Genomic DNA, 24223 nt, shown 5'->3' with positions numbered 1-24223 from the left:
TAAACAGTGATAAGAGAACGGTAGGAATGATTTGATGAGCTGTCGGTATAATCATCATATAAACCTAGTAGCACTGACGGAGATGAATACCGGAGGAGAATCAGGAACAAAAACAGATTTTAATTAGAAGGAAATATTGCCAACACGACGGGAATTGATGCCTAACAACAATCTTTCTTTATGCTGCAACTTTGAGTTAAAATAAAACAAAATACAAAAATATAGTATGAAAAGAATAGCAATAAACGGATTCGGGCGTGTCACATCCGAACCTCTTGTCTCCACAGACATTATCAAAAGTCCGTTCGTAGCCACCATTGACCTGGAGATGACGCGCGTGGTTGATGGTGATCTCGTTAAGGTGATGGCTTGGTACGATAATGAGTGGGGTTTTACCAGTCAGATGATCAGGCAGATACAGTCTATTTAAATACTGAACCATCCTGGAAGCCCTTCTTTCATGTTTTATCGGGCGCAGGGCGTCTTGTGCTGAAGGACGTGGTCATGATGGCTGCGGGACTGGTTGTTGCTTCTGATAGTGCGAAGCGCTTAAATTTTATAAATCAAAATAAACATTAAACAGAAAAATGAAAAAAATATCGACTGCCCCACTGGAAGCAACTTACCTGGGAGGTCCTACGGTCGTGCTGGAAATAGGTGGTTTGCGGTTAATGACCGATCCAACGCTTGATCCCGCAGGCACGGAATTCGTCCTGAACGAGCGGATGAGTGAAAAGAAATATTCCGGCCCCGCTGCTTTTCCGGAGACTCCCATAGATATCGTTCTTTTAAGTCACGACCAGCATTTCGATAACCTAGATGGAAGCGGGCGGAATTTTTTGAAAGAAGTACAGACTACGCTAACGACCAAAGTAGGCGCTGAGCGGTTGAAAGGAACGGCAATCGGTCTTGATCCGGGTGAGTATCGCACGTACGACGCGCCCAACGGTGATAGGATTAAGATCACGGCGACACCGGCACGTCATGGCCCTGCGGGTATCGAATCAATTACGGGGGATGTGATCGGTTTTCATCTGTCAGTCAGTGGCGACAATGACTTTGAGCTGTACATCACCGGTGACACCGTTTACTACAACGAAATCGAAAAGCTCGGACAGCATATCAATCCTAGGTATATTTTCATTTTTGCCGGAGCAGCGAGACCGCGCGGTCCTTTCAATGTTACCATGGGTACCAATGATGCAATCGATACCGCCCATATATTTCCGCAGGCAACTTTGATCCCTTTGCATGCAGAAGGATGGTCACACTATACCGAAAATACCTCAAGCTTAACAGAAGCTTTCCGTATTCTCGGTATTGAGCACCAACTGCAAATATTGGAAGCGGGGGTTGTTACCTCGCTTCCTGTTAATAAGGATTCGATTGCCTGATTATTACTTGACACTAACGTGCTGTGCGCATGAGCGGCAGCGACCAAACCATTAAGTCCAAGATGTAAATATGATGATGAGGAGTTGCCATACTCAATTAATGGTAATATTATCCATGTTTTTCGCAGAATCATCCATTTGTTGAGCGCACGAAGCCTGCTACTTTTGTTCGTTCATTTCCTTCAGTGGTTAGAACCAACAGTAAACGATAATCCAAAATTAAACTTAACCAATGGCCAAGGTCATTTCAGAGGATTGGGGTGTGCATAAAAAACAGAATGTTTTCTTGTATCAAATGAAGATATCAAATTTATTCCCTAGTACTATCTTGTGTTTTCGTATTTTCTTAAACTTAGCCTTCTGTCTTATTTTTTTTCCCATCCGGTGCGACGCGGAGCCACTCACAGTATGGTATACCCAACCAGCTCAGCAATGGGAAGAAGCCATTCCGTTGGGTAATGGGAAGATCGGCATGATGCCCGATGGTGGAATACGCGAAGAAACCATTGTATTGAATGATATCACGCTATGGTCCGGTAGCCCTCAAGATGCCAATAATTACGAAGCGAATAACTACCTTCCCCAAATACGGAAACTATTGCGCGAAGGGAAAAATGATGAGGCACAGAAGCTGGTAGATGCTCATTTTATCTGCCGAGGGCCTGGGTCCGGCGGGAAGCAGTGGGGATGTTTTCAAACGATGGGCACCTTGCACCTAGCATACGACTACGGCGAACCGGCAACGAATGAACCGACTGATTACCGGCGCCAGCTTGACCTAAATGACGCACGCTCGGCCACGGCATTTTCCCTGGCAGGCACACAGTATTCACGGGAGTATTTTACCAGCTTTGGCGATGACGTAGGTGTAATGAGGCTTCGAGCCGACCGATCAGGGAAAATCAACGTCCGTATCACAATCGACCGGCCCGAGCGGGCAACTGCCCAAACGGTAAGTAATGAACTTCAATTGATGGGACAGTTGGACGATGGGTTGGATGGACAAGGCATGCGGTTTATTACGCGCATACAAGCAAAGACAACGGGTGGCAACATAGAAGTAACGGAAAATGCACTGATTATCCGGCAAGCCGATGCTGCCGAAATCTATCTGACCACAGCAACAGATTTCAACAACGTTGATTACTTGACTGCTTCCTCGCATACACTCTCCGAGGCGATGCACAAAACCTATGACTTGCAATTGCAGCAGCATACCAAGAACTACCAAAAGCTTTTCAACCGATTGGATATCCGTATAGGAGAACCCACTACCGACGGACTGCCTACCGACCAGCGGTTAGCCCGGTTTGCCGAAAACGCCGATGCCGATCCGCAAATGGCGGCCTTATTTTTTCAATTCGGACGCTACCTGAGTATTAGCAGTACGCGGGTGGGGTTGTTGCCACCCAATTTGCAGGGACTTTGGGCCAACCAGATACAAACACCCTGGAATGGCGACTACCACCTCGACGTCAATGTGCAGATGAACCACTGGCATCTCGGCCCCGCCAACCTGAGTGAACTTGATTTGCCCTTGGTTGAATTGGTAGCTAAACTGTTGGAGCCCGGAACCCGAACCGCTAAAGCCTACTATGCAGCAGACGGATGGGTGGCGCATGTTATTACCAATATTTGGGGATACACGGAGCCCGGCGAGAGCGCCTCCTGGGGAGTAGCCAATGCAGGGTCGGGGTGGTTATGCAATAATCTTTGGGAACACTATGCCTTTTCGAGGGATACAGCATACCTGCGTCGCATCTATCCCATTCTCAAGGGGTCTGCTCAATTTTACAATAGTGTGCTCATGAAAGATCCAAAATCAGGTTGGTTGGTAACCGGTCCTTCGGTATCGCCAGAGAATGCGTTTTATCTTCCAAACGGCAACCATGCCAATGTCTGCATGGGGCCCACGATCGATAATCAGATTACGCGCGAACTATTTACGCATGTGCTGGCGGCTGCGGAATTGTTTGGCATCGATCCCGCCTTCCAAGATACCCTACGGAATAAGTTAAAACACTTGGCGCCCTCCGGCCAGATCGGATCGGACGGACGGATCTTGGAATGGCTGGAAGAATACAAGGAAGTTGACCCGCAGCATCGGCATATTTCCCACCTGTATGGCGTATTTCCGGCCGATCTCATCTCGCCTTATAAAACTCCTGAATTGGCCGAAGCTGCAAAAAAATCGCTCAATGTACGGGGAGATGACGGTCCAAGCTGGGCCATTGCCTATAAACAGATTTTCTGGGCTCGCCTGTTAGATGGTAACCGGGCCTACAAGTTGTTCAAGCAATTGCTGACACTTACCCGGGAAACGCACGTCAACTATGGTGCAGGTGGCGGCACCTATCCAAGTCTATTTACAGCAGGCCCTCCCATGCAGATCGATGGCAATTTCGGTGGCACTGCCGCAATCGCAGAGATGTTGCTGCAAAGCCATAACGGAATAATTGACTTACTGCCGGCCCTTCCCGATGCCTGGAAAGGAAGCGGGGAAATAAGGGGTCTAAAGGCCCGTGGCAACTTTACGGTAGACTTCGAGTGGAAAGACGGAAAGGTAACTCATTACCACATTACTTCACCGAATCCTACACGTGTAAAAGTAAGAGTAAACGGCGAGATCAACGAAATAGTTAGTAGTGTACGTTCCTAAAATAATAGAAGATGATCATTGCTCATCAGTATGTCGTGTCACCAATCGATACCATACCTCATAGTATCCGTTTAAAAGTTGATTCCGAGTTTGCGACTTTGGGATATCGTTATATCTTTGAAAAGAAAAAGTATGCTTTTTGTCAATAATACGAACGAATGCATCGGCGTGCATGAGCTGGATAAAGAAAACATTAATCTCGTTTTCGATGTAAAAGAAACGGATATGACCTTTATCTGGAACACGGGCGAGGTTATGAACCTTACCATCGACCGAATCCCCTACCAACTGAAAAAGCATCAGATTATTTTCCTTACCGAATTTCACAAGATGGATGCCATTGACTTGGAATCTGCGCGAATGGTACGGTTCAATCAGCCGTTTTACTGTATAGTAAACCATGATAACGAGGTGGGTAGCAAGGGATTTCTTTTCTTCGGCGCTTCGGGTGTTCCCATCGTCTCTGTCAATGAAAGAAACTTGAGGGATTTTGAAATCTCCTGGGAAATGTTCTCTTCGGAAATCCGTAAAAGCGACCTATTACAGCAGGACATGCTGCAGGCCATCCTTAAACGTATGCTGATCTTATCCGCTCGCATTTTGACCCATTCCACAAACTTTCATAAGCTGGAGAAAAATCAGAGCGACATTGTCCGGGAGTTCAACTATCTGGTTGAAAGGCATTTTGCTGAGCACCATGATGTTGCCTATTATGCCTCCAGGCTTAACAAATCTCCCAAAACACTATCAAACCTATTTTCCATTGTTTCCAACCGTAGTCCACTCAATATTATTCATGATCGTATCATGATCCATGCCAGACGACAGATTCATTATTCGAATCGATCGATAAAGGAAATTGCCTACGAGCTCGGCTATGAGGACGTCCAAACATTCAGCCGTTTCTTTAAAAGTAGGGAAGGAATGTCTCCTGTGCACTACCGCGAGAAATCCGAACGGGCAACAGCCTAAAAGGAAAAATTGTTTACACAGCGGGAATTTCTGCCTAACACCGGCATTTGTTTATGATGGATATTTGACGTATGAAACATGAAGCTTTCATATAGTACAGAATCATCATAACAAGTTAATATGAATTACCCAAAGCTTGCATTTACCGATGTCATTAAAACCCTCCAGGAAAAACTGGGTAGCAGAACGGCTTATAAGCGCGTCGAGAAAATGACGTATGTAGATGGGTTGACACCTATTGAAATTCAGTTTCTCGGTCAATTGGATAGCTTCTATATGGCGTCCTTCGGGGAGAATGGTTACCCTTACATTCAGCACCGAGGGGGGCCGAAAGGTTTTGTAAAGGTAATTGACGATCAAACGATCGGTCTGATCGATTTCACGGGAAATAAACAATACATTTCCCTAGGGAATATTAGCGTGAACCCCAAGGTATCCCTGATTTTTGTATCCTACCCAATGCGGGCAAGGTTGAAGATGTATGCGGAGGCTGAAATCGTTGAGATAGATGATAGGCCGGAGCTATTCGATTTTCTCAAACCCGAAGACTATAAATTCAGGCCTGAACGTATCCTATTGTTCCACATCAAGGCTTATGACTGGAATTGTCCACAACACATCACCCCGAAATATAGCTTGTTGGAAATTGACGAAATAACAGCGCCCAAGGACAGGCAGATCGAGGAACTCAAGCAGGAAGTGGAGCGATTAAAACAGCAGTTGGCGGAAATAAAACCGATCACCTGATTTCAGGCACCTATGCTGATTCACAGAGAAAATTCATTAATAATGCAATAGCTTAAATTGCAGGACTGAAGGAAATTAGCGCGTAGCCTTAATTCCCCTAAGGCTGTTCAAGGCAGCGGATGCGCTATTGAAAGAAGTATCCCTTAAAACCAATACCTATTCATCTCCTCTAAGAATCTATTATCTTCAATAGGATATTCAGAACTCAAAACAGCATCTATTCCACATTTAGGGCAGATTGCTGTTTCGCCGTTAATATCATTGATCCATTCGAAAATCTCAGATGGTTGATACACCTGTTTACAATAAAAGCATCCACATAATTTGCTGCTTAATATTTCTTGCTTATGCGAAGAGCTGCCTTTGTGTGCAATTTTTAAAAAATCGATGCTATAAATCTCTTCCATTGATCGCTTTTTTTCGTTTAATCCGCTATCTGATTAAATTAATGTTTGATTTAAGATCTGTTTTTCTACCTGTTCTGCCCCAAAAATACATTATAGTCTTCCATTTCCGGATAAATGGCAGGAAGTTTATTTAGGCCGTTAGTATCCAATTGTTCGTGATTAAAACAATTACTGATGTGAAGACTTATATTCTGTTTGGTTTGATTAAACAAACTGGCCATTTGTTGTTGCGTCAGCCAAACAGTATTCAGGCTAATAATACAATTTGCCCCAAATGATAATAGCTGTGCTCAATCATCCCATCAATATTTCTTAAATAAGTACCGTATTTTTCCCTCTATGTGCGATAACGAACATTGGTGTTCACTTTCGCACACCAATGAAAAACTAAATTGGCGCTAAGGGCGTCTCGTTTAGGAATATTCACTTGGCAGTTTCCTTGAGGATGAAATGGGAAATCCGAAAAATAACGTGCAATGTTAAAAAATTACTTTACGATAGCCTGGCGAAACTTAGTCAGAAACAAAGCCTATACCACAATAAACATTCTTGGTTTGGCATCGGGTATGGCTATAAGCATCTTAATAAGTTTATGGATCTGGGACGAAGTATCGTTCAATAAGAGCTTTGAAGATGCGGAACGTGTGGTAAAGGTATTGCATAATTCATCAGACGGCCTCCATATCAATACCGTGTCAACCTTATCCATTCCCGCAGCGGAGGAGCTTAAAAACAAATATGCAGCCGATTTTGAACATATCGCATTATATCGGTACGCCAGGGCAACGATATCTAAAGAAAATGGTGATGAAAAAGTCATCGATTTGGGGTTTTATGCTGAACCGGCATTTACGGATATCCTATCATTACGATTGATAAAAGGATCTTTTAAAGGTTTTGCCAATCCATCGTCTATATTGATCAGCGAACACCTTGCTTCTGTTCTTTTTAACACGGCAGATCCCATTGGTCAGACGATTAAAGTAAATAACGAATTATCTGCAACGGTAATCGGTGTGTATCAAAATTTTGCAACTAATACAGATTTTAATAAACAGGAATTCATCCTTCCTTGGAGCCACTTAGTTACTACACGACCTTGGGTTAAAGATGCTTATCATCAATGGAATAATAACTCTTTTTTTGTTTTAGCCAAAATTACAAAACATGCAACTATAGCACATATCAATAGTAAAGTAAAAAACCTGCTTGTAGGTAAACCGGATCGGGATGATCATCCGGAAATCATCCTACAACCTGCCTCAAAATGGCATCTGTACAGCGAGTTCAAAAACGGGAAAAACGTGGGAGGCAATATCCAATTTGTATGGATGTTTGGTTTGATCGGTATTTTTGTCTGCTTACTCGCTTGCATTAACTTCATGAATCTCAGCACAGCCCGATCTCAAAAGCGAGCCACGGAGGTCGGGATTCGCAAAACCATTGGATCCCCAAAATCTTATTTGATTATTCAGTTTTTAAGCGAATCCATACTTGTTACATTTTTAGCTGCTTTTCTCGCGCTTATATCGGTCTGGCTTACTTTGCCTTGGTTCAATGCCTTGGCTAGCAAGGATATCCAGTTTCCACTACATGTTCCCGTATTTTGGTTAGCCATTTTTTTATTTACACTCTTCACCGGTATCTTATCCGGAACTTATCCAGCACTATATCTTTCTTCGTTTAAACCCATAAAGATATTGAAAGGGACACTCAAAGCAGGGCCTTTTACCGAGGTATCCAGACGCCTATTGGTCGTTTTTCAATTTACGATTTCGCTTTCTTTGATTATCGGTACGGTGATCGTTTTTCAGCAGATACAACATGTTAAAAATCGACCACTGGGCTATAATCAGGATGGCTTAATCAGTATCGAAATCAACACACCCAATTTGAGAGCGAATGGTGTTTATGATGTTTTACGGAATGATTTGCTGAATTCTGGATATGTAGAGAATATGGCCGCCGCTTCCAATACTGCTACAGGCATCAATAACCACTTCAACGGTTTTGACTGGCCGGGGAAACAACCGGAAATTAACCAAGGTTTTGGAGTTTCTTATACTACTCATGATTTTGGTAATACAGTAAAATGGAAGTTTAAGGAAGGTAGAGATTTTTCCAGAGACTTTCCTACAGATAGTAATGCCATTATTCTCAATGAAGCTGCGGTGCGGTACATGAACTTACAGCATCCGATTGGAACAATCATAAAATATGAAGATGTACCCTTTAAAGTAATTGGTGTGATACAAAATGTATTAATGGAATCGCCTTTTGAAGAAGTACCTCCAAACGTATTTATGCTCCGTTACATGTACTTGGAGGCGATAACCATTAAAATTAAAGCAACGGTAAACACAGCTAAGGCGCTTGGTGCTATCGAATCGATATTCAAAAAATATGATCCAGCTTCTCCTTTCGAATATAGTTTTGTTGATACAGACTATGCTGATAAATTTTCTTTCGAACAGAAAATAGGAAGTTTGGCGACCCTATTTGCGGGTCTTGCTATTTTTATCAGTTGCCTGGGGATTTTTGGTCTGGCAGCCTTCATGGCCGAGCAGCGAACAAAAGAAATCGGCATCAGGAAAGTGTTGGGGGCAACAGTACTAAACCTCTGGGTGCTACTGTCGAAAAGTTTTTTATTGTTAGTTTTTATTTCCTTTTGCCTGGCTATCCCCATTTCCTGGTATATTATGGAGAACTGGCTGAGCGGTTATGACTATCGCACAAGCATCTCCCTATGGGTCTATTTATCGGCAGCAATAGGGGTAATCATGCTAACGCTTGCTACCGTAAGTTTTCAAACGATAAAGGCTGCTTTAGTAAATCCCGTAAAATCATTACGAAGCGAATAAAAAATAGAGGACATCCCAAAAAACGCAATACAAGACACACCGATTTGTTCGATTCCTAAACAAACATGGGACTTTATGTATTCACCGGATCGAAGGCAGTAAAAGAGGCTGTATCTTATCAGCCTCTTTTTTGAGTAGTGGGAATCTATTGAACACTTGCTAACACTTTTTAAAACCCATACATGCCCCCTGAAACAGAAATTTGCTCTCCTGTAATCCATGCGGCATCATCGGAAGCAAGAAATACGACAGCTTTCGCAATATCCTCGGGTTGACCTCTACGACCAAGTGGTGTATTGGAAACAAACATCTTTTCATACTCGCTGCCGGTGGTGACGCCCGCGCTGGTTGCACCTTCCGTTTCCGTAGCACCCGGTAAAATGGAATTGATACGAACATTTTTGGCGCCAAGTTCTTTCGACAAAGAAATCGTTATAGCATCCAATGCTGCTTTAGTTGCAGAATACAAAGAGACTCCCGCCATCGGCGATTTGCTTGCACCCGAACTAATATTGATGATATTGCCGCCTCTATCGCCAAACAGTTCCAAAGACGCCCGGATAGTAAATATAGGTCCCAAAACATTGACGTTGAAATGCTGATGAAAAGCATCCGACGATACCTGTTCAATAGGTAAAAATTGCTGAAAGACCGCATTGTTAACCAAAATATCCAACCTGCCGAAAGCATTCTTTGTTTCTTCAAACAGTCTGCTTACATCAGCTTCTTTCGATACATCGGCCTGTACCGAAATGGCTGTCCCTCCATTGCCGATTATCTCCTTAACCACGTTATCTGCGCTTTCTTTACTTGAAGCATAATTTACAACTACTTTTGCGCCTTCTGCTGCAAAGTGTTTGGCAATAGATGCACCTATTCCTTTTGAAGCACCGGTAACGACCGCTACTTTGTTTTTTAATTTACTCATTTTGAAAATTATTTTTAAATATTTAATTGTACAGGTTACAGACTGGTGCAAGCATGGTTTATTTATTTAGATAAATAGGTCATACCTCCATCAACAAGGAGTTCAGCACCAAGCATAAACGAAGAATCATCGGAAGCCAGGAAAACCGCTGTTTTACCAATGTCAGACGGTTGCCCGATCCTGCCTATTGGCATTTCGCTTGCAAAGTGTTTTTTTATACCCTCAACTTGTTCCGCGGGGACAAACTTTTCAAATGCCGGTGTATCTGTTGTGCCTGGTGTTATAACATTAACTCTAATTTTTCTGCCCAAAAGATCACTTGAAAATCCTTTTGCAAAATGAATTATAGCCGCCTTGGTAGCACCATAAAGTGTAAAATTCGGATAGGCCCTGTGCGCCGCATTAGATCCGATAAGAATAATGGAGCCACCGTCATTCATATAGGGCAATGCTTTATGAACAGTGAAGTAGACACTCTTCAGGTTTAAATCAATTGTCCTGTCAAAGTCGGCTTCACCGAGGGTGGTAACAGTTCCTACAGTTCCACCACCCGCGTTGGCAACAACCAGATCTATTTTACCAAATTTTTCAGCTGTTTCTTTAAACACGCTGTCTAGGTCGTCAACATTGGTTACATCGGCATTTATGGCTATGAAACTATCGCCAAGTTGAGCCACAGAACTATTTAGCGTTTCCTGATTTCTACCGACAATAACGCCCTTAGCGCCTTCATTTTTAAATTCCCGGGCAATTCCAAACCCGATTCCGCTATTGCCGCCTGTAATCACGGCAACCTTGTTTTTTAATCTGTTCATCGTCTCTTTTTATGATTGAGTAACAAAGGTAGACCATGTAAGTTATTTTTAGTAACTTTGTACTGAAAAATAACAGTAACATCGGTGTAACTCAGTAACATTATGGGGTGTAAAATAGAAGAGTTCCAACAGGAACAAAAGAAAAGAATTAGGGCCGTTCAAGACGCTATGGACGTGCTGAATGGGAAATGGAAGATACCTATTATTTCGTCTATTTGCTGCTACGGTAAAAGGAGGTTTTCCGACATCGTGAATGACGTTGAAGGAATTTCCAATAGAATGTTGAGCAAGGAATTAAAGGAATTAGAAATAAACCAGTTAGTAAAGCGAACCGTTTTAGATACACAACCAATAACGGTTCAATATGAACTTACGGAACACGGCAATACGCTGCAAACTATCATCACTAATCTTACAGCTTGGGGAACTGTTCACCGAAGGAAAATTGTCGGAAAATGATATCTGTTTTTACTAAGCAATCCAAAACAACGAATCGTAGCCGTCGGAAGCCCGCAGGATAAGTGGGCTTCCGATTACCTGATCTTTATTTCAACGCTGATTCACGTATAATTTTCTGATATGAATGAAAGCCATGGTTCGTTGGTTGACTCCCGCGTCTCCGAAGTAGGTTTTACGGTCGGCGATGATTGTTATATCTACTCCCATAGTTCCTCCCAAGTTGTCAAATCCAGATAGCCCTACAAGCAGTGAGCAAAGGTATATATTGACAACCCTGGGGAAACGGATAACAAGTCAATGTCATATCAACTTACGGCTTCCCGTAAAAACTCAAAACAAAAAATGTTTTTCGTTAGCTTAGTCTTAAGAAATGCCCTCGGCACTCTTTGTGGATAAAGCTAAGTCGTTTTACCCTCCGAGGGATTTATAGTTAGCATACTTTATGCAGGCATAATGAGCCGATCGGATTTAATTACAATTAATTTTTGCGATCTTAACCTAGATTAAGATCGAATGAATTTGGTTGCATTACTTTTGCTAAAGAATTAGGGCAAAATTACTTGACACTAACAATCACAAACTTTAAAAATTTAAGAAAAATGAGCACGCTAAAATTAAAAGACGGAACAGAGATTTTTTACAAAGACCAGGGAGAAGGCCCGGTATTGATGTTTCATCATGGATGGCCATTATCTTCAGACGACTGGGATGCACAGGTGATTTTCTTTTTACAAAAAGGCTATCGTGTAATAGCGCATGACAGAAGAGGTCACGGCCGTTCCAGCCAGAATATTTATGGTCACACTATCGAGCAATACGCTTCTGACGCGGCCGAGCTAGTTGAGTTTTTGGGGTTAGAAGAAGTGGTACACATAGGCCACTCCACAGGTGGCGGTGAAGTAATCCGTTATGTAAACAAGTATGCCAAGGGTAGAGCGAAGAAAGCTGTTTTAATCAGTGCAGTTCCGCCTGTTATGGTAAAAAGTGAATCTAATCCCGATGGTGTTCCGATGGAAGTATTTGACAACATCAGGGAACAGACCTTAAATAATAGAAGCCAATTTTATATAGACTTAACTTTCCCTTTCTATGGTTATAACAGGGAAGGTGCAGATATAAAGGAAGGTGTACAGAGAAACTGGTGGCGGCAAGGAATGATGGGCGGCATCGTTGCTCACTATGATGGAATTAAAGCTTTTTCAGAAACTGATTTTACAGAAGATTTAAAGGCGGTTGATATTCCGATCTTAGTGTTGCACGGTGAAGATGACCAAATCGTACCAATAGAGAATTCAGCTATAAAATCTGCGAAGCTGCTGAAAAACGGGAAGCTGATTACTTACCCTGGTTTCTCGCACGGAATGCCTACCATAGAGCATCAGACTATTAATAAAGACCTTTTGGAGTTTATCCAGTCTTAATTGAACATGATCATCATAGTGGCAATTTGTTCCAAATTTTCATACCCAAGCCAGAATAGAATATGCTTTGTCAACCATTCTGGTCTTGGTGCCTTTCCAGCTTGTTTTTACCACGCTGCTGTACTTTCTGGTTGATTGGTATACAGAAAGAATAAGCAACCTACAAACAACGAATCGTGGCCGTCGGAAGCCCACTTATTCTGCGGGCTTCCGATTACCTGATCTTTATTTTAGCTCTGGCTATGCCCCCTTCCCCCAGCCGCAGCAAGTTCTTGGCCTCTGAAATCATAAAAATATGAATTTGCTCCATTGCCGTCTTTCCGGTTTCCTGCTTCAGCAGATCACTCAGATAGCGTGGAGAAACAAATAGCTGATCAGCCAGAAATGCCACATTTGGAAGCCCGCTTTTTGCTAGTAGACCCTGATTTAAATATTTTCTCAGCAGATCGTTAAACTTGGACGCTGTGTTCCCGATGATTTGCGCCCTATCAACAAATTGTCTTTTGTAATAGCGCTGCGCATACCTCAGGATAGAGGAAATATGGCTCAAAATAATTTCACGGCTGTATTCGTCCGGATTATTAAGGTATTCTGCCTGGATTTTTGAATGAAGTTCCAATATAGTCTGTTCTTCTTTCGGGGAAAGATACAGCGCCTCTCTAACTTCGTAATCAAAAAAGCCGTATTTCTCGATTTCTTTGAAAAGTTCATGACCATGCAGGTAATCTTCATGGATCATCAGCATATATCCTTTTTCTTCGTATTCAAGATCTTTCATTTCGATGATCTGCCGGGGTTTGGCGAAGAAAAGACATCCGTTATCGTGATCATAGCTCGTACGTCCGTACATAAAATTGCCGGATTTAATTTTCTTAAAAGCAATTACATAACAATCGGTCGTAAATTCCCTATTTCCCAATTTACATTCGGACTGACAGCCGATCATACTGAAGAGCGGATGTTGCGGGGCTTCCCATTGATTGCCCAGATGTAATGCTGTAAGGGTTTTATAATGTTGCATCGGTTTAATTCTATCTATGTTAAAAAGATTTTACCGGAAGCAGGATTCATTCAACGTAAAAAAGGTTGATATGTCCTACTGTATGATCACGATATTGGTGTTGTTAACGATCATCATTCAAGCGCTGAGTCATTTCAGCTTCTTCTAATGTCCGTGAGCAGCAATACTGACCTGTTTCCAGTTTTGGACATCTTCAAGCCTTTTGGTATATACATCATTAATGACCTGATAGGCAATTCTACCGAACAATATGCGCTTGGGCGGATTTTCGCTATCGATGATGTTCAAAACCGGCTCAACGGTCGCTTCCGGCTTTCCCCAGGTATCAGGATTGTCACCGCTCTCTGCAAAAGCTGCGCGCACCGGGTTGTAATCTGTAATCTCCGAAGAAGTCTGAACGGCAGATGCTCCAGCCCAATCTGTTGCAAAACCATTGGGCTCAATTAAAGTGGTTTTAATACCCAAGTGGGCAGTTTCCGAACCGATCGTTTCGATCAAACCCTCTACGGCAAATTTCGAAGCATTATATAATCCCAATAATGGCAGTGTCGTTAGTCCAAGAAAGCTTGAAACCTGAATAATGTGTCCGCTCTTTTGCTCTCTCATAATAGGCAATACTGCCTGAGCGACCCACAGTGATCCGAAAAAATTGGTTTCCATCTGATCACGAGCCTGCTGCTCGGATGTTTCTTCGGTTGTTCCAAACAAGCCAAAGCCGGCGTTATTGATCACTACATCGATCCGTCCAAAATTGTCCTTGATCTTTTTTACAACTGAAAAAACGTCTTCACGGCTGTTAACATCCAATTTCACTTCTAAAATACTGTCACCGTAAGCAGATTTTAAATCTGCCAGCGCACTGATATTTCTTGCCGACGCGGCAACTTTATCCCCTCTTTTAAGTAAGGCCTCAGCCCATACTTTTCCAAATCCTTTGGAAGCTCCTGTTATAAAAACTATTTTGCTCATTTTTATTTTTCTTGTTTTGTTAACCTATTTATAAAAAGCACGGTATTATCCATGCGCTGCTTCTGAAACATTCTTCCATTCTTTCCACTGCTGAAGTTTTTCACCGTAAACCCTTTCTGTTTTGACATATCCCAATTTGCCCAGAAATAGTCTAAGCGGCGGGTTTTCGCTGTCGATCAGTTTCAAGATAGCTGGAACAGTAGCTTCCGGGGTACCGTAATCATCGGGTCCAAGTCCCTCAATTTTCCCCAAGCTTTCCCTCAATGGATTATATACATCGAGCGAATCGCCGAATACCGCTGAACTTCCTCCAAATTCAGTTTTATACCCATTCGGCTCAATCAAAGTGACATGGATACCAAAATCTTTGACCTCACTAGCCAGCGCTTCACTAAGTCCCTCTACCGCAAATTTGGTTGCATTGTAAATACCGAGAGTGGGAAGGCTCCATACACCAAGTACACTTGAAAGCTGAATGATATGTCCGTGGCCCTGTGCTCTCAGGATCGGCAGCGCCGCCTGCGTCACCCATAGTGTTCCGAACAGATTCGCATCGAAAACATCTCTTGCTACTTTTTCCCCGACTTCCTCTACTGCACCGAAAACACCATAACCTGCATTGTTGATCACCACATCAAGCTGACCGAAATGTTCTTTAGCTTTGTTGACAGTAGCAACTACGGCTTCTCTATCGGTAATATCAAGCTGTAGCGGTAAAAACTGATCACCATACTTTTCTGACAGCGCTGTAAAAGCGTTAGCTCTTCTGGAGGTTGCCGCTACGTTGTCTCCACGTTTCAATAGTGCTTCAGCCCATAGTTTTCCAAATCCCGATGTTGCTCCTGTAATGAAAATTGTCTTTGCCATTTTGTTATTGTTTAGAATTTTATTTGTTATTTTGATAAGACAAAGTTATATCCGGATCAGGCCTTTGCTCTAATCCATATCAGCGGAAGAATAGCACAGATTTACGAAAATGTAATTTTGGATCATTTCAACGAGTAATTTTTTTAAATCAGACACATTGGAAAAGATCAATCATTATAGAAGCATAACCGAACTTCACGAAAGAAGTGGCTTTGAAACTCCAAAACATCCACTTTTGAGCCTGATGACCTGTAAAGAACTTATGACCTATTCGGTCGGAGAAGACAGATTCACAGGTGACTTTTATATGGTTGCCCTGAAAAAGATCAAGTCGGGATATGTCCTTTATGGTAAAACGAAATATGACCACAGCAACGGTTCCACTGTTTTCATGAAGCCAAGACAGATTATCGAAGTCAGTAACGTCCAGTTTGCAGAAAAGGGTTTTGTTATATTTTTCCATGAGGATTACCTGGCCGGACACATCCTGCATGAACAGATCAAAAACTATGGCTATTTTGAGTATGAGATAAACGAAGCGCTTCACTTATCGCCTGCTGAGGAAGTGATTATGTGGGAGCTATATGAAAAGATAAGGAAAGAATATGACGAAAACTCGGATGAGTTCAGCCGTGAAATTATACTGTCACATATTGATTCCATCCTAAAATATTCAGACCGGTTTTATAAAAGACAGTTTTCGGATCGAAGCAACAACGTTTCGGGCACAACGCTTAAAAGGTTTCAGACAGTATTACAAAACTATTTTGATAAGAAGCTGCACCTAAAAGATGGATTACCCACCGTAAACTATCTCGCAAGAGAACTGTTTCTGTCAAGCAGGTATCTGAGCGATCTTCTGAAGCAGGAAACCGGGAAAACCGCGCTGGAGCATGTCCATATCTATCTGGTAAAAGAAGCGAAAAATCTATTGTTGGGATCAGACAGCAGCATTTCCGGAATTGCCTATGATCTGGGGTTTGAAAGCCCATCGTATTTTACGCGTCTATTTAAAAAAGTAGCAGGCCTAACGCCGGCTCAATTCAAGGAAGCAAGGAATTAGTTTCAAGATTTAAATATTATATACCCAATCTCTTGTAAATCAGTAATCATATCAACATAATGATTTTACGAGAGAAGTGCCCCCTAAATTTGAAATAAGAACATAAACGGCAAGAATTACAACATCTGTTAGATTTTATTCTTTCCGATCTCGTATCCAACTTTTTTTCTCGGCTTTTCTTCTTTTTCAATAAACTTACTAAGATAACTGAAAAGCACCTCGATTTTTTGGTCCTGTTTTATCATCTGTTTTTCTACCTGTTCTACCCTCAAAAATACATCCTTATGGGCCACTAACAGTTCCCGAATTTTAGTGTATATACGTACGATCTGGATATTGACCTGGATGGCTTGTTCACTATTTAATACACTAGATAGCATTAAAACACCGTGTTCCGTAAAAACATAAGGTGGTGTTCTTCTACCTCCACGACCTTTTTTTGATATCGCAATTTGCGATGTCAAAGATTGCCATTCTTCATCTGTTAATTGGAACATAAAGTCTTCAGGAAATCTATTCCTATTACGCTTAACTTGTTCGTTGAGTCTAAATGTTGGTACTCCGTATAACTCTGCCAAATCGTTGTCCAGCATTACTTTCTGTTCTCGGACGAGATATATTTTACTGATGACTACCTCATCGGGTATCATAGATGTACTATTTTTGGTCGTGGATTTTGCCATTATTTCGGTTTAGTGGTTATTATAACCGCAGTAGCAACGACTGCAAAGTTTATGGTTATTGATTTTGTTAAACCCAAAAATACTAAAAAAATTAGATATTAAAGCAAGCAACATCAAATATTTTGATATCAGTGCCATTTTTGGCTGTATTTACGAAAGAGTATAAACGGCAAGAATTACAGTATATGGTTAGGTTTATCAGATAGGAAAAACTTCACTAAAAACTATTTAAATCCAGCAATAGAGGCAGGATTTGTAGCGTTGTCAAATCCAGATAGCCCTACAAGTAGTGAACAAAGGTATATATTGACAACCCTAGGGAAACGGATAGCAAATCAGTAATCCTATCAACTTATGGCTTCCGGTAAAAATCCAAAAACAGAGCCGATTTAGTTTATATCTGAAGCATGGTAGGAAAGTAGAGATTGTGTTCTTGAATTTTCACATATTTTGCGATACATCATTTAATTTATAAATTAGAGCTTATAAACCAAGCAGATAGCAAAGAAAGAATTAAACCTAAAACCCATGATTTAAATAATCTATGCAGTTAATAATTACAGACGATCATTATCTGGATACCTATAAACAAATAGCGAAAAGATGGTGGTATGAACGAAACAAAGGATGGTTGTTTTTGTCGGCAACTGTTACAGTGTATAGCTTGGCGCAAATAATAGGAGCCGACCAAGAAGATGGCCCTTCTAATGATTACTGCCTTTTCCTTTTAGATGTCCGCTTTTGGTATTTTATGATGTTTTCGGCTTTATTGGTGATAGCATGGTGGTTTTATAGGCAAAACGTTTCTTTGAGAGGCTTACCATTTATGCGGGAGTTCGAAAGGCAAGTTGGAAAAACGAGCATGGTTTATGATTTAGATGAAAAGAGAGTCCGCATAAGTTATGGGCATTTAGTGAATGAATGTGGCTGGCAAATGTTTCAGAAATTACAATTTTACAAGGGATATTTGATTTTTATGAGTAGTTATTACCCTTTGATCCCGGTTTGGATTCCTGTGCGTAAAGAAAACAAAAAGGAGCTAGAGAATCTTGCAGAAGTAATTCAGAAAAAATTTAAAATAAAAGCTGTTAAATGATATTGTAAGCTCACAACTATTGGTTCCGGTTCAGAACACTGATGACAAGCTTTTTTACTGTTTCCATCTCTTCAGGTTTACTGGCAGCTATAAATAAAGTTAGGCTCGCCAAGGCCTCGGATTCTGTCTTTTAAAGTCTGTACTTCCTGCTGCTTTTGTGCCAACCGTTTTTCATTGATGGCGTAGCCTTGCACGAGATATTCTTTCAGTCGTTGGGTAGCCCACTGACGGAATCTCGTACCTTGTGAAGATTTAACACGATATCTAACCGAAATGATAACATTGAGATTATAGTGCTCTATTTTCCGTTTTACCTTTCTACTTCCTTCAAGTTGAACTGTCAAGGATTCCTTGACAGTTGCTACTTTATTTAACTCGCCTTCCTTAAAACAATTATTGATGTGAAGACGTATATTTGTACAGTTGCGTAGCAATATAACAACTCAATTTGAAAAAGCTATGGAAGCAGTAAGTAAGTTTTTTAAAGAAGAAAGGGATTTTCTTTACCGTAGAGGTGAGGCAAGAGGAAAAGCAGAGGGTGAGGTAAAAAAAAGCTATGATGTGGTGGAGAACCTTATAGTAGACTTTGGCTTTACGGATGAGCAAGCGGCGAAGGCGGCTGAGGTTTCGATAGACTTTGTCCAAAAAGTCCGCGCCGATTTGGCTAAGAAAAAGCAGTAAACAATATTCTATTAATAGATATTTAAGCCACCTTTGAAAGAGATGGCTTTTTTTATACACTTCTCCTTCCTTACAGCTTCCATAAAAAAAACTAAAACAGAACCGATTATATTCGTTCCCGTAACATAGGGTATTCTTTTTATCGGCCAATTCATCTAGGTATTGAAATACCAGTTCTATATTTTTATCCTGATTGTCTTGCCTTTTTATTTGCTTGGTTATCTCATTTTTAATGCGTTCTATTTCTAAATAAAGCTCAGTGTGACTGGCAAGCTTTTCTCTCATTTTTACAAAAACATCGATGATGCGAATGCTCATTGAGATTGCTCTTTCGCTTTTTAAAACGTTAGATAGCATCAATAAGCCATGTTCGGTGAAAGCAAAAGGAAGATATTTGGAATAAGCGCCTTGTTCTAAGGTCGCATTTTGCGATCTTAGAATTTCTTGATATTCTTCTCGGAGAGTTCAAACATAAAGTGAGGTGGGAAACGAACCAAGTTTCTACGTACTTGCTCTTTCAACCTTCTCGTTTCCACTCCATAAAGTTCTGCCAAATCGTTGTCCAGCATTACTTTCTGTTCTCGGATGAGATATATTTTACTGATGACTATTACGCGTAACCTTAATTCCCGTAAGGCTGTTCAAGGCAATGGATGTGGTATTGAAAGAATCGGCTTTTTTACGTTAATTTCAGATACCGAGTGAGAACCGGGTTACCTAGTAAAATCCCCTAAAGGTACACTTCCGATTAATCATCAAATTTGAATATATTTGGAATAATTATCTAAATGTTAAGGTATATGAGTGTAATCATTTCAGAAAAAAGAGATATTCCCCAGTCGGCAATTATTGAATTATATGAGGCAAACCAATGGAGTTCTGCCAGGAAACCCAATGAGCTTTATCAAGGACTGCTTAATTCTCATACGCTGGTTTCTGCCTGGCATGAAGATCTGTTGGTCGGTATCGGAAACGCCATTTCCGATGGGCATTTGGTTGTCTATTACCCCCATTTGGTTGTTCATCCCCACCATCAGGGGAAGGGAGTCGGGAAGATGATCATGGAGCGGATGAGAGAAAAATACGGTGGTATACATATGCAAATGCTCACGGCCGACGCAGAAGCAACGGGCTTTTATACAAAAATGGGCTTTGTTCAGGCGGGGAAAACCATACCGATGTGGATATATGAAGGCGATGAACACTAAGTACCATACCTGCATCTTCATTCTATGATTCTTAAGTCTTCTTTTGTTTGTTTTTTGCTTTATTAGCAATGATATTTACTTTATGATAAAGATTTTTTTTACATCCTTATTGTTGCCTTGTACTCTTAGTATTAGTGCTCTAATTCTTGTAACACCAACTGCAGCTCTTTCAAAAGAAAGCAATAATATGATTCTAACCGGAAATGACCTTTTGCAGCTTGAAACGACTATCGGAAATAGAGAAATTGTCGGTTTGGGAGAGGGTACGCATGGAACCAAAGAATTCAACCTCATAAGGAGTGATATCAGCAAGGCTTTGATCGAAAATAGAGATTTCGATTATGTACTTATTGAAAATAGTTTTGGAGGGACAGCTGATCTTAATGATCTCTTAAAAACAAGTATAAATAAAGAACAGTTGAAAGATGCCCTAAAAGCGAACTTCATTGCGATCTATCAGAACCAAGAGGTGCTTGATTTTATTAATTGGCTTTATGATTTTCGTAAGATGTCAGGGCGGGATATAAACATCGTCGGCATTGATTATGCCGAAATAAATCAAGCCTATCAGCAATTTGAAAGAACAATCGGCAATAAAAAAGCTGTAGATGGAGAACTTTCAAAATTAAAAGAAATAGCGGAGTTTCAGGACGATCTGTGGAATGGAAGAAATTCCGATAGAAAAGAATGGTTTAAAAAATGTCTCGAAGGTTACCATATCGTGGAAGGTCTTTTTACCAGAAAAGATTTAAAAGTATCTGATAGCACCATGTTCAATCTTTCTCTGCTGAATATGAAGCTGAACTTTGAAACGGTAAAAAAATACGCTGATACAAAAAAGATATGTCGCGCGATAGTGCAATGGCAATGATGGTTCGAGAAGTTAAAATCGCAAATCCATCCGCTAAACTGTTAATTTGGGCCCATGCAGGACATGTAGCAAAGAGCTCCATTTATAAAAGTGAAAACGGCGGAGGAATGGGCGGATATCTTGCCAAACTTTTTCCTAACAATTATTTCGTAATCGGGACATCCACATCAGAGGGCACCTATGCCGTTACAAAAGATCGTTTTATCAAGAGAACAAGTAAAATGATAGATGCCAAACTTCCAAAAGCGCCGGAAAATTCAATTGAAAATAATTTCGCAAAGCGATCAGCTGGTCAGGTAACATTGATCAACCTGATGTCGTTAACAAATGATTCCATACCAATGAGGATGCGAATTGCCGGTTATGATGTTCCTAGAAAAGATCGGGATCAATTTCCCGGCTTTGATATCAAAGCAAGTTTCGATCTACTTATTCATATTATAAAGTCAAATCCTTCGTCATATTTTTAACAGCAGAAGCCTTCAATCAACAAAAATATCTGCTGGGTGAGGGTTCAAAAGTTATTTTGTTTATGTGTGTCGTTGGTGGCACGGGATTCTGTTCTATCCATGCGTTAATTGTTAGATTTCAATAGTAATAGGTACTGCAATATCAATTTGACTCTTGACAACGCTATAAATATCAACATCATTATTGGGCGCTTCTACTGTCACAATTAAGCTGTAACGAACGTTCTCAAGATAGCGCTCCAATTTCTTACGTTTTTTCCACCATCCTCCTACGGGGTAGATGGCGATTACGTTACGTGTTGCTAAATCTGCAGCTGTCCCTTCCCAAATATCTTTATGAATAGATCCTTTATTTCGCAATTTATCACCAAGGAGCCAATCCCGTTCTTTACCTTCTTTTTCATAGTCCTCTTCTTGCATATCGCTACTTATCCTTCCGGCAAAGGACTCGGGTGACTCATCTTTATCAATCATCTTAAAGCGTAAACCATGCGACATATAATTTCTTGCCTCCGCATACCTTTTATTGCCCGGATTTGGTTCAATGAAGTAAGAAAGAGTGATAATTAAACGGACAGGAGCCTCGAAGAGTTCGCTCAATACTTCCCGCGGCCATGGCAATTGATATAAATGAAATTGATCCGTTTTTATACGGGATTTTTCTTGTTTATAGGGCTTTAAAATCGCCTCAGCAATCAACGATAGAGAGTTCTTGACACTATGTAAAGCTCTTGGCAGGTTGGGTACACCATAACCAACGGTTTGAAGAAGTTTGGGTTTCTGTTCCGTTTTCAGTTGTCTAATATGCTTTTTGTCTTCTCCAAGCATCTCTGAGGTCCAATCAGCAGTATGTATGATCAGTGCACGTATTGTCTCGGGCCATAATTTTGGATAACGGGTATATACTTGAGCAGCAAATCTGCTAGCCAAAGCAGTGGCACCACTAGTGTCGCCAAAGGTAGTAAGCCAGGTAAGAGTGGTCCCTTTAGAGGTGCTCAAAAGTTGCATTGAATCTGGAGTTAATACACCTTGATGTTGCAGCGCCTGATTGCCACCTTCCATAACGATTTCAGGTTTACGGCACCAAGTATTTTCCCATATGATGGAAGTTGTATTGCAGGGGGACATAGCCCCGCGCCTCGCCAATACTTCGGCGTTCGGGTATTTATCCAGATCTACGTAATCTTTGAGGGTATAGGCACCGACCGTTATGGCGTTAAATGCTTGAGCAGGATCATTAATACTGCAATCTTCGTTAACGATAGGATAAGCATTTCTCTGCTCATCCAATAAATTTCCCGAGGAAACCATAAACAAGGTACTGTTGTTTGGTTCTTCAATGTTGCCGAATGATAGTTGGTCTATTGCCGCCGACCACGCCGTCGGTCTACCTTTATGAAAAACATCATCCGCGGTTACTGCCAGGCAAACAATACGTTTGTGTGCCGGATTTATCGTTATTGCTTTGGATACAGCCTCCATAGTAACCCAACCACGATTATCTGGGTCGTGGGGATGATTGGGATGAATAATCTTTACACTTTCCAAATGATGGAAAATTTTCACCTCTTCTTTTGTTGCTAATACGTCACTAAGATCTCCATAAAGAATCAGGCCTGCCATAGGAGTTCCGTGTCCGGTAGAGCTATTTGAATTGTCTGCTACATCAACCTCTGGAAGTATAGTATCCAAATTCCTTTCGGCCACCAAATCCTTCAAAAGAGGGTTACCTCGTGTAAGTCCAGAGTCCAATAAACATACTGAAATTGTTGTTTCACCTGCTAAATTTTGCACCCGTTTCCGGAGATCATCAATCCACTCATGCTGATCAGCTCTATTGAGATAAGTAAAGAATTCCGCGGTTTCCCGTGGCTTCCTCAATTCGCTTAAGCTGTCTGAATAAAGCAAAGTTTCACTTAACCTTCTAGCACTTGCTTTTATCAATCCAACGGTGTGCTCAGGGAAATCTATCCATTGCTGTCCAATTTGAATTCCAGCCGCCGCAAGTTGTGCTAAAACCCCCTGCTTCACATCTTTTTTATGTTTTTTGTCCAACCACACTTCCCACCATACTACTTCGTCAGAGGGAGGAAATGGTAGCTCTGGTTCTTGCCAAAAGCTTTCTAGTGTCGCCGCCCTTATATCTTCAATATTGGCAATTAACGCGAAGTTTTTTGGTTTTGGATTATTTTTGCGAAGACTTTGCCATGAAAATTCTGTTAAAAATTCTTCAATTTTCCTTAAAAAAGATGATATCGCATCACGGTTGAGAAAAATAGCAGATTCATAATAAACAAATTCCTGCCCAAGAGAGTCTTTTTCAGTTATTGTTTTAACATAGGCTATACGGAACGAACTCTTGTCGTCAAATTTATCAAGGTCCAGTTCAAAATTGATGGCAGATTTAAAAACTAGGTATACAAAATCAGTTTCGTCTCTACCTTCTTTAAAATCTTCAATAGCCTCATTGAAGCGTACCTTTACAAAATCGCCCTGTAGTTCACGATTTATGTCGCTTCTTGCGAGTACGGAAGCGCCACCCTTTAAAACTGAAGTGTAGGAAAGAGCCTTATAAAAACGCTCATCGAGAAATAAGTGATCCAGTGAATTTTCTGGCATAGGTTTATAGAA

26 protein-coding genes and 1 pseudogene are annotated in these 24223 nt (G+C 41.1%); 16 read left to right on the top strand and 11 right to left on the bottom strand.

The features are described 5' to 3' along the window. The first annotated feature begins 226 nt into the window (after nucleotides 1-226). The 6 genes from RYH73_RS11280 (at nucleotide 227) to RYH73_RS11255 (ending at nucleotide 5772) form a co-directional block, all read left to right on the top strand. Nucleotides 227-430, top strand: coding sequence for a hypothetical protein (locus RYH73_RS11280; protein WP_335313534.1), 204 nt, complete (start codon nucleotides 227-229; stop codon nucleotides 428-430). Continuing rightward, nucleotides 385-579: a DUF417 family protein gene (locus tag RYH73_RS11275; RefSeq protein WP_130856616.1), complete on the top strand. Its 195-nt coding sequence runs from the start codon at nucleotides 385-387 to the stop codon at nucleotides 577-579. Before RYH73_RS11280 ends, RYH73_RS11275 begins: the two co-directional genes overlap by 46 nt. An 8-nt stretch (nucleotides 580-587) precedes the next feature. Beyond that, nucleotides 588-1394, top strand: a complete 807-nt coding sequence (locus RYH73_RS11270) for an MBL fold metallo-hydrolase (RefSeq protein WP_335313533.1) — start codon at nucleotides 588-590, stop codon at nucleotides 1392-1394. Nucleotides 1395-1626: 232 nt separating this feature from the next. After that, complete coding sequence (locus RYH73_RS11265; RefSeq protein ID WP_335313532.1) at nucleotides 1627-4053, top strand: glycoside hydrolase family 95 protein; 2427 nt, start codon at nucleotides 1627-1629, stop codon at nucleotides 4051-4053. A 132-nt stretch (nucleotides 4054-4185) separates the two neighbouring features. Then, entirely contained in the window at nucleotides 4186-5025 is an 840-nt protein-coding gene (locus tag RYH73_RS11260) for an AraC family transcriptional regulator (protein WP_335313531.1), read from the top strand. A gap of 120 nt (nucleotides 5026-5145) precedes the next feature. After that, nucleotides 5146-5772, top strand: a complete 627-nt coding sequence (locus tag RYH73_RS11255; protein ID WP_335313530.1) for a pyridoxamine 5'-phosphate oxidase family protein — start codon at nucleotides 5146-5148, stop codon at nucleotides 5770-5772. Between the two features lie 143 nt (nucleotides 5773-5915). Here the strand turns inward: RYH73_RS11255 and RYH73_RS11250 are convergent, their stop codons facing one another. Continuing rightward, nucleotides 5916-6179, bottom strand: coding sequence for a hypothetical protein (locus RYH73_RS11250; RefSeq protein ID WP_335313529.1), 264 nt, complete (start codon nucleotides 6177-6179; stop codon nucleotides 5916-5918). A 476-nt stretch (nucleotides 6180-6655) separates the two neighbouring features. Between RYH73_RS11250 and RYH73_RS11245 the strand changes: the two genes are divergently transcribed. After that, a complete protein-coding gene (locus RYH73_RS11245; protein WP_335313528.1) occupies nucleotides 6656-9040 on the top strand; it encodes an ABC transporter permease in 2385 nt (794 codons plus the stop codon). A 169-nt stretch (nucleotides 9041-9209) separates the two neighbouring features. Here the strand turns inward: RYH73_RS11245 and RYH73_RS11240 are convergent, their stop codons facing one another. Next, the gene (locus tag RYH73_RS11240; protein ID WP_335313527.1) at nucleotides 9210-9968 is read right to left on the bottom strand and encodes an SDR family NAD(P)-dependent oxidoreductase; all 759 of its coding nucleotides are present in this window, start codon (nucleotides 9966-9968) and stop codon (nucleotides 9210-9212) included. 62 nt (nucleotides 9969-10030) lie between these two features. Then, a complete protein-coding gene (locus tag RYH73_RS11235) occupies nucleotides 10031-10783 on the bottom strand; it encodes an SDR family NAD(P)-dependent oxidoreductase (protein ID WP_335313526.1) in 753 nt (250 codons plus the stop codon). Nucleotides 10784-10885: 102 nt separating this feature from the next. Here RYH73_RS11235 and RYH73_RS11230 point away from each other — a divergent pair, with 102 nt between their 5' ends. Further along, complete coding sequence (locus RYH73_RS11230) at nucleotides 10886-11242, top strand: winged helix-turn-helix transcriptional regulator (RefSeq protein WP_335313525.1); 357 nt, start codon at nucleotides 10886-10888, stop codon at nucleotides 11240-11242. A 599-nt stretch (nucleotides 11243-11841) separates the two neighbouring features. Next, nucleotides 11842-12663 (top strand): alpha/beta fold hydrolase, encoded by an 822-nt coding sequence (locus RYH73_RS11225; protein WP_335313524.1) that lies wholly within the window; start codon nucleotides 11842-11844, stop codon nucleotides 12661-12663. A 214-nt stretch (nucleotides 12664-12877) separates the two neighbouring features. Here the strand turns inward: RYH73_RS11225 and RYH73_RS11220 are convergent, their stop codons facing one another. The 3 genes from RYH73_RS11220 to RYH73_RS11210 form a co-directional block, all read right to left on the bottom strand. Further along, nucleotides 12878-13684, bottom strand: coding sequence for a helix-turn-helix domain-containing protein (locus RYH73_RS11220; protein WP_335313523.1), 807 nt, complete (start codon nucleotides 13682-13684; stop codon nucleotides 12878-12880). 144 nt (nucleotides 13685-13828) lie between these two features. Beyond that, complete coding sequence (locus RYH73_RS11215; protein WP_335313522.1) at nucleotides 13829-14653, bottom strand: SDR family NAD(P)-dependent oxidoreductase; 825 nt, start codon at nucleotides 14651-14653, stop codon at nucleotides 13829-13831. Between the two features lie 45 nt (nucleotides 14654-14698). Beyond that, nucleotides 14699-15520 (bottom strand): SDR family NAD(P)-dependent oxidoreductase, encoded by an 822-nt coding sequence (locus RYH73_RS11210; protein ID WP_335313521.1) that lies wholly within the window; start codon nucleotides 15518-15520, stop codon nucleotides 14699-14701. 157 nt (nucleotides 15521-15677) lie between these two features. Between RYH73_RS11210 and RYH73_RS11205 the strand changes: the two genes are divergently transcribed. Beyond that, entirely contained in the window at nucleotides 15678-16583 is a 906-nt protein-coding gene (locus tag RYH73_RS11205; protein ID WP_335313520.1) for a helix-turn-helix domain-containing protein, read from the top strand. A gap of 128 nt (nucleotides 16584-16711) precedes the next feature. On the opposite strand, the gene RYH73_RS11200 is transcribed toward RYH73_RS11205, so the two are convergent. Then, entirely contained in the window at nucleotides 16712-17266 is a 555-nt protein-coding gene (locus tag RYH73_RS11200) for an ORF6N domain-containing protein (protein ID WP_335313519.1), read from the bottom strand. 144 nt (nucleotides 17267-17410) lie between these two features. Between RYH73_RS11200 and RYH73_RS26675 the strand changes: the two genes are divergently transcribed. Both RYH73_RS26675 and RYH73_RS11195 read left to right on the top strand, forming a co-directional pair. Next, nucleotides 17411-17608, top strand: coding sequence for a Fic family protein (locus RYH73_RS26675; RefSeq protein ID WP_442946085.1), 198 nt, complete (start codon nucleotides 17411-17413; stop codon nucleotides 17606-17608). A gap of 202 nt (nucleotides 17609-17810) precedes the next feature. Next, nucleotides 17811-18362 (top strand): hypothetical protein, encoded by a 552-nt coding sequence (locus tag RYH73_RS11195; protein ID WP_335313518.1) that lies wholly within the window; start codon nucleotides 17811-17813, stop codon nucleotides 18360-18362. A 77-nt stretch (nucleotides 18363-18439) separates the two neighbouring features. On the opposite strand, the gene rhuM is transcribed toward RYH73_RS11195, so the two are convergent. Then, nucleotides 18440-18796 carry a RhuM family protein gene (gene rhuM / locus RYH73_RS11190; protein WP_335313517.1) on the bottom strand — a complete coding sequence of 119 codons (357 nt, stop codon included), beginning with the start codon at nucleotides 18794-18796 and terminating at the stop codon, nucleotides 18440-18442. Nucleotides 18797-18821: 25 nt separating this feature from the next. Between rhuM and RYH73_RS11185 the strand changes: the two genes are divergently transcribed. After that, nucleotides 18822-19043 (top strand): hypothetical protein, encoded by a 222-nt coding sequence (locus tag RYH73_RS11185; protein WP_335313516.1) that lies wholly within the window; start codon nucleotides 18822-18824, stop codon nucleotides 19041-19043. A gap of 396 nt (nucleotides 19044-19439) precedes the next feature. On the opposite strand, the pseudogene RYH73_RS11180 reads toward RYH73_RS11185, so the two are convergent. Beyond that, nucleotides 19440-19484 (bottom strand): annotated as a pseudogene (locus tag RYH73_RS11180) (hypothetical protein); the annotation flags it as partial. After that, a complete protein-coding gene (locus RYH73_RS11175) occupies nucleotides 19478-19612 on the bottom strand; it encodes an ORF6N domain-containing protein (protein ID WP_335313515.1) in 135 nt (44 codons plus the stop codon). The pseudogene RYH73_RS11180 and the gene RYH73_RS11175, both read right to left, overlap by 7 nt. 231 nt (nucleotides 19613-19843) lie before the next feature. Between RYH73_RS11175 and RYH73_RS11170 the strand changes: the two genes are divergently transcribed. The 3 genes from RYH73_RS11170 to RYH73_RS11160 all read left to right on the top strand — a co-directional run bounded on the left by RYH73_RS11170 (nucleotide 19844) and on the right by RYH73_RS11160 (nucleotide 21592). Beyond that, nucleotides 19844-20251 carry a GNAT family N-acetyltransferase gene (locus tag RYH73_RS11170; protein ID WP_335313514.1) on the top strand — a complete coding sequence of 136 codons (408 nt, stop codon included), beginning with the start codon at nucleotides 19844-19846 and terminating at the stop codon, nucleotides 20249-20251. 187 nt (nucleotides 20252-20438) lie between these two features. Continuing rightward, entirely contained in the window at nucleotides 20439-21122 is a 684-nt protein-coding gene (locus tag RYH73_RS11165) for an erythromycin esterase family protein (protein WP_335313513.1), read from the top strand. Further along, complete coding sequence (locus RYH73_RS11160) at nucleotides 21095-21592, top strand: erythromycin esterase family protein (protein ID WP_335313512.1); 498 nt, start codon at nucleotides 21095-21097, stop codon at nucleotides 21590-21592. The genes RYH73_RS11165 and RYH73_RS11160 overlap by 28 nt, the downstream gene beginning before the upstream one ends. 111 nt (nucleotides 21593-21703) lie before the next feature. On the opposite strand, the gene RYH73_RS11155 is transcribed toward RYH73_RS11160, so the two are convergent. Continuing rightward, a complete protein-coding gene (locus tag RYH73_RS11155; protein ID WP_335313511.1) occupies nucleotides 21704-24211 on the bottom strand; it encodes a S8 family peptidase in 2508 nt (835 codons plus the stop codon). Between the last annotated feature and the right edge of the window lie 12 nt (nucleotides 24212-24223).

Origin of the sequence: Olivibacter sp. CPCC 100613, from assembly GCF_036959255.1 — a bacterium.
GTDB lineage: Bacteria > Bacteroidota > Bacteroidia > Sphingobacteriales > Sphingobacteriaceae > Olivibacter.
Note: the sequence above shows the minus strand (reverse complement) of the source record. Positions and strands in the feature narration are given on the sequence as shown.

Coding starts and splice junctions, on each gene's coding strand:
- RYH73_RS11185 (WP_335313516.1), top strand. CDS start 18,822: ATGGAAGCAGTAAGTAAGTTTTTTAAAGAAGAAAGGGATTTTCTTTAC.
- RYH73_RS11280 (WP_335313534.1), top strand. CDS start 227: ATGAAAAGAATAGCAATAAACGGATTCGGGCGTGTCACATCCGAACCT.
- RYH73_RS11195 (WP_335313518.1), top strand. CDS start 17,811: ATGCAGTTAATAATTACAGACGATCATTATCTGGATACCTATAAACAA.
- RYH73_RS11200 (WP_335313519.1), bottom strand. CDS start 17,266: ATGGCAAAATCCACGACCAAAAATAGTACATCTATGATACCCGATGAG.
- RYH73_RS11240 (WP_335313527.1), bottom strand. CDS start 9,968: ATGAGTAAATTAAAAAACAAAGTAGCGGTCGTTACCGGTGCTTCAAAA.
- RYH73_RS11170 (WP_335313514.1), top strand. CDS start 19,844: ATGAGTGTAATCATTTCAGAAAAAAGAGATATTCCCCAGTCGGCAATT.
- RYH73_RS11270 (WP_335313533.1), top strand. CDS start 588: ATGAAAAAAATATCGACTGCCCCACTGGAAGCAACTTACCTGGGAGGT.
- RYH73_RS11210 (WP_335313521.1), bottom strand. CDS start 15,520: ATGGCAAAGACAATTTTCATTACAGGAGCAACATCGGGATTTGGAAAA.
- RYH73_RS11165 (WP_335313513.1), top strand. CDS start 20,439: ATGATTCTAACCGGAAATGACCTTTTGCAGCTTGAAACGACTATCGGA.
- RYH73_RS11230 (WP_335313525.1), top strand. CDS start 10,886: ATGGGGTGTAAAATAGAAGAGTTCCAACAGGAACAAAAGAAAAGAATT.
- RYH73_RS11175 (WP_335313515.1), bottom strand. CDS start 19,612: ATGCTGGACAACGATTTGGCAGAACTTTATGGAGTGGAAACGAGAAGG.
- RYH73_RS11265 (WP_335313532.1), top strand. CDS start 1,627: ATGGCCAAGGTCATTTCAGAGGATTGGGGTGTGCATAAAAAACAGAAT.
- RYH73_RS11220 (WP_335313523.1), bottom strand. CDS start 13,684: ATGCAACATTATAAAACCCTTACAGCATTACATCTGGGCAATCAATGG.
- RYH73_RS11225 (WP_335313524.1), top strand. CDS start 11,842: ATGAGCACGCTAAAATTAAAAGACGGAACAGAGATTTTTTACAAAGAC.
- RYH73_RS11215 (WP_335313522.1), bottom strand. CDS start 14,653: ATGAGCAAAATAGTTTTTATAACAGGAGCTTCCAAAGGATTTGGAAAA.
- RYH73_RS11160 (WP_335313512.1), top strand. CDS start 21,095: ATGTCGCGCGATAGTGCAATGGCAATGATGGTTCGAGAAGTTAAAATC.
- RYH73_RS11255 (WP_335313530.1), top strand. CDS start 5,146: ATGAATTACCCAAAGCTTGCATTTACCGATGTCATTAAAACCCTCCAG.
- RYH73_RS11245 (WP_335313528.1), top strand. CDS start 6,656: ATGTTAAAAAATTACTTTACGATAGCCTGGCGAAACTTAGTCAGAAAC.
- RYH73_RS11235 (WP_335313526.1), bottom strand. CDS start 10,783: ATGAACAGATTAAAAAACAAGGTTGCCGTGATTACAGGCGGCAATAGC.
- RYH73_RS11250 (WP_335313529.1), bottom strand. CDS start 6,179: ATGGAAGAGATTTATAGCATCGATTTTTTAAAAATTGCACACAAAGGC.
- RYH73_RS11260 (WP_335313531.1), top strand. CDS start 4,186: ATGCTTTTTGTCAATAATACGAACGAATGCATCGGCGTGCATGAGCTG.
- RYH73_RS11155 (WP_335313511.1), bottom strand. CDS start 24,211: ATGCCAGAAAATTCACTGGATCACTTATTTCTCGATGAGCGTTTTTAT.